The 9869-nt window shown below is 59.7% G+C and carries 9 protein-coding genes; all 9 read right to left on the reverse strand.

Going from position 1 to position 9869, the window contains the following annotated elements:
• Nucleotides 1-17 precede the first annotated feature (17 nt).
• The 9 genes from FD715_RS10540 to FD715_RS10580 all read right to left on the reverse strand — a co-directional run bounded on the left by FD715_RS10540 (nt 18) and on the right by FD715_RS10580 (nt 8944).
• Nucleotides 18-521: a tripartite tricarboxylate transporter TctB family protein gene (locus tag FD715_RS10540; RefSeq protein WP_147109249.1), complete on the reverse strand. Its 504-nt coding sequence runs from the start codon at nt 519-521 to the stop codon at nt 18-20.
• Nucleotides 522-548: 27 nt separating this feature from the next.
• A complete protein-coding gene (locus tag FD715_RS10545) occupies nt 549-1520 on the reverse strand; it encodes a tripartite tricarboxylate transporter substrate binding protein (protein ID WP_147109252.1) in 972 nt (323 codons plus the stop codon).
• Nucleotides 1521-1639: 119 nt separating this feature from the next.
• On the reverse strand, nt 1640-2491 hold the full coding sequence (locus FD715_RS10550) for a universal stress protein (RefSeq protein ID WP_147109255.1): 852 nt from the start codon (nt 2489-2491) through the stop codon (nt 1640-1642).
• A gap of 532 nt (nt 2492-3023) precedes the next feature.
• Nucleotides 3024-3407 carry a Na+/H+ antiporter subunit G gene (locus FD715_RS10555; protein WP_147109258.1) on the reverse strand — a complete coding sequence of 128 codons (384 nt, stop codon included), beginning with the start codon at nt 3405-3407 and terminating at the stop codon, nt 3024-3026.
• Between the two features lie 9 nt (nt 3408-3416).
• Nucleotides 3417-3686, reverse strand: a complete 270-nt coding sequence (locus tag FD715_RS10560; RefSeq protein WP_147109261.1) for a K+/H+ antiporter subunit F — start codon at nt 3684-3686, stop codon at nt 3417-3419.
• Nucleotides 3683-4174 (reverse strand): Na+/H+ antiporter subunit E, encoded by a 492-nt coding sequence (locus tag FD715_RS10565; RefSeq protein WP_147109266.1) that lies wholly within the window; start codon nt 4172-4174, stop codon nt 3683-3685. The genes FD715_RS10560 and FD715_RS10565 overlap by 4 nt, the downstream gene beginning before the upstream one ends.
• Nucleotides 4175-4177: 3 nt before the next feature.
• A complete protein-coding gene (locus FD715_RS10570) occupies nt 4178-5728 on the reverse strand; it encodes a monovalent cation/H+ antiporter subunit D (protein WP_147109269.1) in 1551 nt (516 codons plus the stop codon).
• The gene (locus FD715_RS10575) at nt 5725-6084 is read right to left on the reverse strand and encodes a Na+/H+ antiporter subunit C (RefSeq protein WP_147109273.1); all 360 of its coding nucleotides are present in this window, start codon (nt 6082-6084) and stop codon (nt 5725-5727) included. The genes FD715_RS10570 and FD715_RS10575 overlap by 4 nt, the downstream gene beginning before the upstream one ends.
• Nucleotide 6085: 1 nt before the next feature.
• A complete protein-coding gene (locus FD715_RS10580; RefSeq protein ID WP_147109276.1) occupies nt 6086-8944 on the reverse strand; it encodes a monovalent cation/H+ antiporter subunit A in 2859 nt (952 codons plus the stop codon).
• Between the last annotated feature and the right edge of the window lie 925 nt (nt 8945-9869).

Raw genomic sequence — 9869 nt, forward strand, 5'->3', positions numbered from 1 at the left:
CTCGATGCAGGGCTGCGTCAGTAGATGATGTCGTACATCATGTCGAAGAAGGGCTGCGTGAACGGCAGGCCCTGCGGCATCGAGATGTACATCGCGCCCTCGAAGAAAAAGAACAGCCCGATGGGCAACGCGATCGCGATCGCCAGCGTCAAAAGCCACGAATGCCGCCCCAGAAAGCGCAGGTAGTAGACAAGGAACAAGCAGATGGCGCCGTACATGGATATGATGGGGATGAGCGCCACAAATGCCACGACCCCGCCGCCAACACGAGCGACGGTGCGCCACCCGAATGCGTCCATCAACGGCTCGTCCGAGACCGATGCCGGGCTGCGGCCGCGCCACCAATTCCACGCGATGGCCGCGCAGCTTAGCAGCATGCCAAAAGACAACCAAAAGGGCCAAAAGCCGCCACCGGGCCCTTGTCCGCTGATGTAGCCGATGGGAAGCTCAGTGCTCTTCCACATCAGATACAGAGAAAGGAGGGCAAGAAACCCTGCAAGTGATAGCTCACCTTGGCGCATTCCTGCCCCCTTTTCCGTTGTCTTGGCTTAGCCGTCGATCTTGGACAGCAACTCACGGTGGTTTTCGACCTGCGTGGACCAGTAGGCGCGGGTCTCGGCCTCGTCCATCGGCAGGGGGGACAGGCTTTCGGACTTCAGGTAGTTCTGCCAGTCTTCGCCCTCGTAGACCTGGCCAAACACCTCACGGTAGTAGGCGGCGGCCTCATCCGACATGCCCGGCGCACCAACGATAGCCCGCTGGTTGTAGTAGGAAAAGTCGTGCCCCAACTCCCGGATCGTCGGCACGTCCGGATAGGCTTCCATACGCTCGTCCGAGAAGGCCAGCAGCGGCACGAAATCGCCCGCTTCATAAAATCCGTTGGCCTCGGCCGGGTTGTTGACGGTTGCCATGATCTGCTGACCGGCAAGATCACGTGCCACCGCGCCGCCACCATCGTAGGGGATGTAGTTGATATCGAGGTCATAGACCCCGGACATGTAGGCGATGACGATGGAATCCTCTTGCCCCGAGCCGGTGCCGCCCATGACATACTCGCCGCCCATCTCACGGACTGCAGCAAGGTATTCATCAAAGGTCGTAATGCCCGAGTCCGTGTGCACCCAGAGCACGAAGGGGTCGACGCCCATCATGGTGATGGGTGTGAAGGTCTCGATATCGACGCCCAGACCCTCTTGGCGGATCGGTGTCGTGTAGAATGAGTTCAACGTGACCATAAGCGTATGGTCGGGATCACGGGCGTCCTTCAGATGCAACAGCGCCTCGGCACCAGATCCGCCGCCCCGGTTGGTGGGGATCAGAGGACGGTTCATCATGTCATTGGCTTCGACAACCGATTGCACGAAGCGTGCAATCTGGTCTGCACCGCCCCCGGCACCGGCCATGATCGTGAAATCAACCGGGCGGGTCGGTTGCCAGTCCTGTGCCACGGCGGAGATCGGCAATGTTGCAAGAGCGCTGCTGGCAGCCAGCCCAAGGAAAAGCCGTTTGGTAAGTGTCATGATGTAGTCCTCCCTAGTGTAAACCGTCCTGTGGACGCGTAATGTCCGCGCGGTGTGCGGTATGCTCGTTTGTGCCCATGTCTCCGGTCGCCCGTGCATGTTGGGTTGGGCAAAGTTGTTTAGTGCGCCATCAGAATGGGCATTTCTGTTTGGTCGACGATGCGCTCGGTATTGCCGCCGAACAACATCTCGGTCTCGTGGCTGTGGCTGTACGCGCCCGTGACAAGCAAGCTGGCCCCGATGCTTTGACAGGCATTGAGAAGTTCGGTGGCGGGGTCCTTTCCATCGAAGTGAACGATGTCCGCGGTGATGCCGCGCAGCGCGTAGTAGTTCACCAAGTCGTTTGCGTTGGGTCCGTCGCTCTGCACTTTCCCGCCGGTCAGGATGCTGACACGTTCAGCCGCGTGGATGATGTCCAGAGACGATGCAACGGCCCGTGCGGCGGGCAGCGATCCATTCCAACCGATGGCGACGTGCTGCGCGAACGTGGCGTCCGGTTCCAGTTGCCCAGGACAGATCAAAACCGGACGGCCCGCACCATAAAGCGCTGCCTTCAAAGAACTTTGGCCAAGGTTGCGTTCCCGCTGCGGCTTTGGAAGCACGATAATATCCGACAAGCGCCCCGCGTGCTTGACCACGTCAGCCATGCGTCCCTGCACTTCTGTAAAGGTACAGGTCACACCGCTGTTTGCGTTGGGTTCATCGTTAAGTCCGAACTCGCGCGCCAGCCTATGCAGTATCCCTCGAAGGTGGTCTTCCTGTCGCGTCGCAAGCTCACTGGCCTGCTCCATCATGACTTTGCGCGCGAAGTCGTTCAAAGGGACGCCCTGCGGCATCAGATCCCTTGGCTGCGCCCGGCAATGAACAACACTGACCTTTGCGTCATGTTTCTTGGCAAGTTCCGCCGCGTGCGCAAGAACGGTCGCCACCATGCCGTCGCCGCGCACCGGGACAAGGACGGATTTTATCATCGTCTGACCTTCCCCGTGCCTTCGCGCTGCGTTTGACGGGAATTCCATGGATCAGTGGTGGGCATTCTAGTCGACCGAGTAGCTATTGATCCACTAACATAGCTGCACGATTATTTCGTCAACGCGCTTTCAAAAGTAATAAACTTGCTTTGCCTTTTTTGTGAGCGTTTTTAAGCCTTTGTTAAGAAAATATTTTTCTGCATTCAGTGGTATACCGTGGATTTCGCAGTTGGATCGCCGTCTCCTAGAGCAAACCTGCCGCGAACCGATGAATCGACCGTTACTGATACGAAGTCAGACCGGCACCGGGGCGCGTGTACCGTTCGTAATCCAGCGCGAACACGCAACATCATGTGGGCTTGCGCCTTGAATACATCTCGCCACCGGGTCGGCATGATGTGGCCTTCGGTCCCTGCCCCAGCGTACATCGGCCACGCAGCGAGCTCGGGCTACCTGGGTTCACCAAACCGTCCACTCTTTCCCTGTGTCGCTTTTTAGCCGCGAATGACATGATCGCGGGCGCTAGGTAAACCTAACCGCGCGAACTGTCCGAGCTTGTTTCCGGCGGGTCGCAATAGACCGACCAACCGTATTCCCCCATGCACTCGGGCACATCGTTCTCTTCCACGTTCCGCGCCAAATACGTTTTGGCGATGAAGTTCGCTGTGATGGGCGCGGTCAGGAACAAGAACAATGTGATCAGGAGTTCGTGGATCGAGACCTGCCCGGTCTTGGCATAGAAAAAAATCATCGACGCGATCAACACCCCGCCGACACCCAGTGTTGTGGCCTTTGTGGGCGCATGCAGGCGTTGCACCGAGTCCTTCAGCTTGATCAGTCCATAGGACCCCACAAAGCCAAAGATGCCGCTGACAACGAGGGCGAGTGAAATGAGGATTTCCGCAACAATGTTCATGGTGTGGCCCTATTCGATGATGTCTCCGCGCAAGATGAAACGGCAATAGGCAACGGTGGACACGAAACCGACCATGGCGACCAGCATCGCTGGTTCGAAGTAAATCGCCGTTCCGCGCCAGACACCGTAGAGCACCAGCAGCGCAATGACGTTGATCACCATCGTATCCAGCGCAAGGATGCGGTCGGCGGCGTCAGGGCCCATTGCGATCCGCCACAGGTCCAGCAGTAGTGCCACGCCGTAACATCCGGCGGCAAACAAGAGAGCGTATTCGATCATGGGAAGATCTCCAGAAGGCGGCGTTCGTAGCGGGATTTGATCTCGTCTCGGATGGCGTCGGGGTCATCGGTGTGCAGGCAGTGCACGAGGATCGACCCACCATCAGCGGACAGCATGGCCGAGACCGTGCCCGGTGTCATCGTGATCGTCCCAGCCAGGACTGTGATCGCCTCGGCCGAGGTCAGCTCGAGGGGGATGGGGATCCATTGCGACCGGATCTCTGTCTCACGCTTAAACAAGATGATCATGGCCACCTGAACATTGGCCACGATGATGTCCCACAGAACGATCAGCACATACTCCGCGATCTTCAGCGGGCGGGCGATGGAGGGGCGGTTCGGCCAGTAGGCAGCTGTGAGCATCGGAATAATAAGGCCGAAGGCCGTGCCGAGGATCAGGTTGCCAAGGGTGAACTTGTTCACAAGTCCGATCCAAACCAGGATCAAGGTCAAGCTGAGGAAGGGATGCGGGATCAGACGGGTCAGCATTCCTTAGCCCTCCTCTTCGTCCGCGCCCAAGACAGCCTCGACATAGCCTTCACGATTGTGAAGCTGCGAAGACGTGCTGTCGAGATAGGACGACACCGGGCCTGCAAAAAGCGCCAGCGCCGCAAGAGCGGCGAGGCCTAGCATGCCTGGTGCGACCTGCATCACCGTCGCAGGCGGCGCGCCTGCCACGACACCGTCAGCAGTGTCAGGGGTCTCGGTTGCGGGTGCCGCGATTGCGGTAGACTTCCAAAAAAGAGTGCTCCCGGCGCGGGCGAAGCCGACGATGGTCAGAAGCGACCCGATCAGGATGGCCGACCAAGCCCAGCCGATGAACCCCGGCTCGCGCAGGGCATCGAGAACCAGCAGTTTGCCAAGGAATCCGCTAAGCGGCGGCATGCCCGCCATGGCGATGGCGGCGGCGAAGAACAGCACTGCGAACAGGCCATTCTGCACGGTCGGGGGTTCAGCGCTCAACGTGTCAGCGGATCGGCGTGTGACGACAAGGTCTGCAATCAGAAACAGGCAGGCCGCCGCAAAGGTCGAATGGACCATGTAGTAGAGGGCCGCCGTCGTGGCGGTCGTTGAAAAAACTGCCACTGCCACCAAAAGTGTTCCCATCGATCCCACAACCGAGAATGCGATCAGCGGCATCAGGCGGCGCGCTCCGAGGACCCCGAATGCACCGACGGCGATGGTCACGATGGCTGCGGGAAAAAGCCATGTGGCGGCAAGATCCTCTGTGCCAGGGCTCCCCGGCCCGAAGGCCGTGGTGTGGATGCGCAGGATGGCGTACGCGCCCACCTTGGTCATGATCGCAAACAGGGCCGCAACGGGCGCAGGAGCATTGGAATAGGTGGCAGGCAGCCAGAACTGCACCGGGAAGAGCGCCGCCTTTACCGCAAAGACGATCATCAGCAGGATCGCCGCAACACGGACCAACGCGGCCTCGTCCGCCGGAATCTCGGGGATGCGCACCGCGAGGTCGGCAATGTTCAGCGTGCCGGTAGAGGCGTAAAGCGTGCCTAAGGCGAACAGGAACAGGGTCGACCCCGCAAGGTTCATCACAACGTATTGCAGGCCCGCGCGCATCCGCTCTTTGCCCCCGGAGTGGATCATCAAGCCGTAGGACGCGATCAGAAGAACCTCGAAGAACACGAAAAGGTTGAAGATGTCGCCGGTCAGGAAAGCCCCGCAGATGCCCATCAGCTGAAATTGGAACAGCGCGTGGAAGTGGCGGCCTTTGGCGTCCCATTCTGTCGCGATGGCATGAATCAGCACAATCAACGCGAGGGTCGAGGTCAGCAGCACCATCAAAGCCGACAATTGGTCCAGGACGAGGACAATGCCAAAGGGCGCGGGCCAGTCGCCAAGCCGATAGACATGGGTGATGCCGTCACCAGCCATGAAGATCAGCACCACCGCGATGGCGAGCAGTAGAACCGTGCCCGCGACGGACGCCACACGTGCCAGGGCAATGTCATGACGCATCACGAAAGCGATCAACGGCGCCAAGAGGGCCGGCAGGATGACGGGCAGGACGATCCAGTGCATCACGCGCGCCCTCCGTCTTCGGTCTCGCCGTCGTCTGCCGTGATGTCGATCCGGTCGCTATCGGCCTCCAGAAATGCGCCAAGTCCGATCATCACCAGCACCGCCGTCATGCCGAAGGAGATAACGATCGCCGTCAGGACCAGAGCTTGTGGCAGCGGGTCGGTATAGGTGGCCTCACCATACTTCGAAAGGATGGGCGATTGGTCGATGGCCAGCCTTCCGCTGGCGAACAGGAACACGTTCACGGCATAGGACAGCAGCGCAAGACCCAGGATCACGGGGAAGGTTCTGAGCCGCAGCAGCAGGTAAACCCCGCCAGCCGTCAACACACCGATACTGCTTGAAATGATAAGCTCCATATCAGCCCTTCGCCTCTTCTTGATCTTGCTGGCTTGGGTCATAATCCATCGGCGTGACGTTCACCGTGGCGCCTGCGAAACGGGCGATGCGGCTTAGGCTGTACAGCATCAGCATGACGGCGCCCAATACGGTCAGGAACACGCCAAGATCAAAGAGCATGGCGGTCGCCAACTCAAACTCCTCAATCGGGGGCAGATGAACGTAGGTATAGGAGCTGGTCAGGAACGGTGCCCCCGCAAGCCAGGAGCCCACACCTGTCAGGCCCGCGATTACAACACCAAGCCCGATCATCGTGTGGTACTCGATCTTCTTGCGCTCCTGCGTCCAGGCAAAGCCCGAGGCCATGTACTGCATCAACAGCGCGATGGCGACCACCAGACCCGCCACAAATCCGCCGCCGGGCTCATTGTGACCGCGCAGGAAGATGTATAGGCCCACGACCAAGGCAATTGGCATCAGCACACGGGTCACGACCACCATCATCATTGGGTGCCTGTCGCGAGACCGGTCGTTATCGTAGTCAGCGTTCTTCAGCCGGCGTGCTGCCGGTCCATCCAATAGCGCGTGCATCATTGCGTAGATCACCAGGCCTGCGATCCCGAGGACGATGATCTCTCCGAACGTGTCATAGCCCCGGAAGTCCACCAGGATTACGTTCACGACGTTGGTGCCTCCGCCGCCCTCATAGCTGTTGGCGATGTGGTAATCGGAAATCGTCTCGATATCGCGGATCAGGAAGGCGTGGGCGAGCGCCGCCACACCGCCGCCCGCCCCCAATGCGATCACGCCGTCGCGAGCGCGCAGTCCCGCAGAGCTTTCTTTCGGGGTCGATTTCGGCATGAAGTGAAGCGCCAGAAGCAGCAACATGATCGTCACTGTCTCAACCGAGATTTGGGTCAGCGCCAGATCCGGCGCAGAGAGGTAGGCGAACCCGGCAGAGATTGACAGCCCGATGATCCCGATCAGGACCAGCGCGCGGAAGCGGTAGTGGTGCATGACAACCACCGAGGCGGTGGCCACGATCAGCATGAGCCAGCCGACCGCAATGACCGGGGCAACCGGCAGCATCTCTCGCGTCGGGGCTGAAAGCCCGCTGGAGGTGTAGGCGAAATAGCCGAGGAACACCGAAGTGGTCGTAAAAATGGCCAGATATCGGCTGACTGCGCCGTTGTGGCTGACATCGGTGATCGCCCGGGTCGTGGCGACCAGAACAGCGACCAGTCGGTCGAAGATCGCTTTTGCCTCGGGCCGTGGAAGGGTGTTCCAGATCTTTTCGAGCGCACCATGCTGCATCAGCAGAACGGCTCCGCCAGCAACAGCGATGATCGACATCCACAGCGCGGGTGTAACGCCGTGCCAGATCTTAAGGTGGGGGTGCAGATCCTGGCCGGTCACGGCACTGGCTGCCGCTGTTACAATGCCGTCTGCAAGAAACGGGGCGACGCCTATGATGATGACCAACGTGACCAGCAGGGCGGGCGCGGCCCACATTCCAAAGGGTGGGTCGTGGGGCGTGGCCGGGTAATCGTCACGAACCGGGCCCAAGAACACATGGAAGATAAACCGCAGCGAATAGGCAACCGACAAAAGCGCACCGATGGTGGCCAGGACGGGCACGACGTAGGGGCTGTTCCACCAGTCGGTGTGCGATGCCTCTTCCAGCATCATCTCTTTCGACAGGAACCCGTTGAACAGCGGAATACCTGCCATGGACAGGGCCGCCACGGTGCCGACAACGAAGGTGATCGGCATCAAATGCCTCAGCCCGCCAAGACGCTTGATGTCTCTGGTATGCACTTCGTGATCCACGATCCCGGCGGTCATGAACAGCGCGGCCTTGAAGGTCAGGTGGTTGATGATGTGGAAGACGGCGGCAACAGCGGCGGCTGTGGTGCCGAAACCCAAAAGCATCGTCAGAAGGCCCAGGTGGCTGACGGTGGAAAAGGCCAACAGCGCCTTCAGATCATCTTTGAACAGCGCGATGAGCGCGCCCACCACCATGGTCACCAGGCCTGTGGTCGCAACGATGCAGAACCATGCGTCGGTGCCCGACAGAACCGGCCACATGCGGGCCATGAGGAAGACGCCCGCCTTCACCATGGTTGCCGAGTGCAAATAGGCCGATACCGGTGTCGGCGCTGCCATGGCGTGCGGCAGCCAGAAATGGAACGGGAACTGGGCCGATTTGGTAAAGGCGCCTAGAAGGATCAGGATAAGCGCAGTCAGATACCAGTCGGAGGCGCGGATCGCATCGCCGGCTCGCAGGATGTCTGTCAGGTTATAGCTGCCTGCGATGTTGCCCAGGATGAGCATACCCCCGATCATCGCCAGCCCGCCGGCCCCTGTCACAGCCAGCGCCATCCGCGCGCCCTGGCGCCCCTCCGGCAGGTGCTTCCAGTAGCCGATGAGCAGGAAGGAGGACAAAGACGTCAGCTCCCAGAAGATCAGCAAAAGCAGGATGTTGTCGGATATGACAATGCCCAACATCGCGCCCTGGAACAGCAGGAGAAAGGTAAAGAACTGCCCCATAGGATCGTCGCCCGACAGGTAGAACCTGGCATATAGCGTGATCAGCAGGCCAACGCCCAGGATCATCGCCGCGAAGAGAAGTCCCAAGCCATCAAGAAAGAACGACGCGGACAACCCAAGCTGCGGCAGCCATTCGATATTGGCCTGCACAACTTCGCCACGCATCACCCCCGGTGCCAGCACCATGAGCATCGTCAGTGCAATGAGCGTCGGTATCGCGGTTGAGATGGCGCAAACATTGCGCCCTGCCCGGATCATGATGCCCGGCAGCAACGCGCCGATGAAAGGCATCAAAGAAATCAGAAAAAGGAGGGTGCCCCCGTGGCTCATGGTGTGGCCGTGTCTCTATTGCGTATTCAAACAATGCGTACCGGGGGTCGCGAGGCACCACAAGCAATCCTTTTGTCGCGATCAGCTACCGTATCTTATCTGCATCTAAGGGCTTGCTCCCGAAGGTCACGTCGCGGGCCTTGCTTCCGTCGACGGCCGACACGCTGCAAAGCCGCCGTTCGACCGATTGCGTTGTCTTCGGGCCGTAGCCGTCAAGAGCAGGTCAAACACTCGTCTGCAGCGGCCTCGCCATGGTCTGCTTTGGCGATCAACGCTGTCTAAACCATGCGTCATTACGCTTATTCCTGCAAAGCCCCCACATTCTACCTAAACCGTTCATGCATCCGCTTCGCTGCTGGACTACTTGAAATGCGGGGCTTCGCCGTGTTCCACCGCCACCACAATACGCTTCAGTTGGTCTTTGGCCATCATCCGTACGCCCCATCGCCGCTGGGTTTAGAATTGATAAGTTGCACGCAATGCTGATGCGACCAGTTCCTTTTTTGGGGTCCGTCATCTCGATGCGAGCGATCCAGAAGGCAGCGCAGCCCTTGGGTGCAGGAGTGCGGTAAACATCGGTGACCTCGAGCCGGAGAGGGTCGCCAAGATGCACTCGCTTACTCTTGCGTTCGTGCATGTCGCGGTCGGCAAGCGGCGGAACCATGTCAAGGTCGGCATCATGATACACGCGCCCGACCAAGAATGTCGCTGCCTCCCCCTGCAGACCAAGAAGGCCAACTGAAGTGAACCCCCACCATAGGTGAACCTCAAGAGCCAAATCTGCCGTCTGGAGCTTTCGTTTCGCGAGCACCTGTTGCGAGCGATACGCGCGAAGATACGCCGATCGCGGCGGGCCAGCCTTGATCGACTCGCAAGGCGGACTTCGGCGTGGCAGCGTTACACTGCGTTGCTGAGTGTAATGGTG

The sequence above is a fragment of the Tateyamaria sp. syn59 genome (genome assembly GCF_007995245.1).
Taxonomy (GTDB): Bacteria; Pseudomonadota; Alphaproteobacteria; order Rhodobacterales; family Rhodobacteraceae; genus Tateyamaria.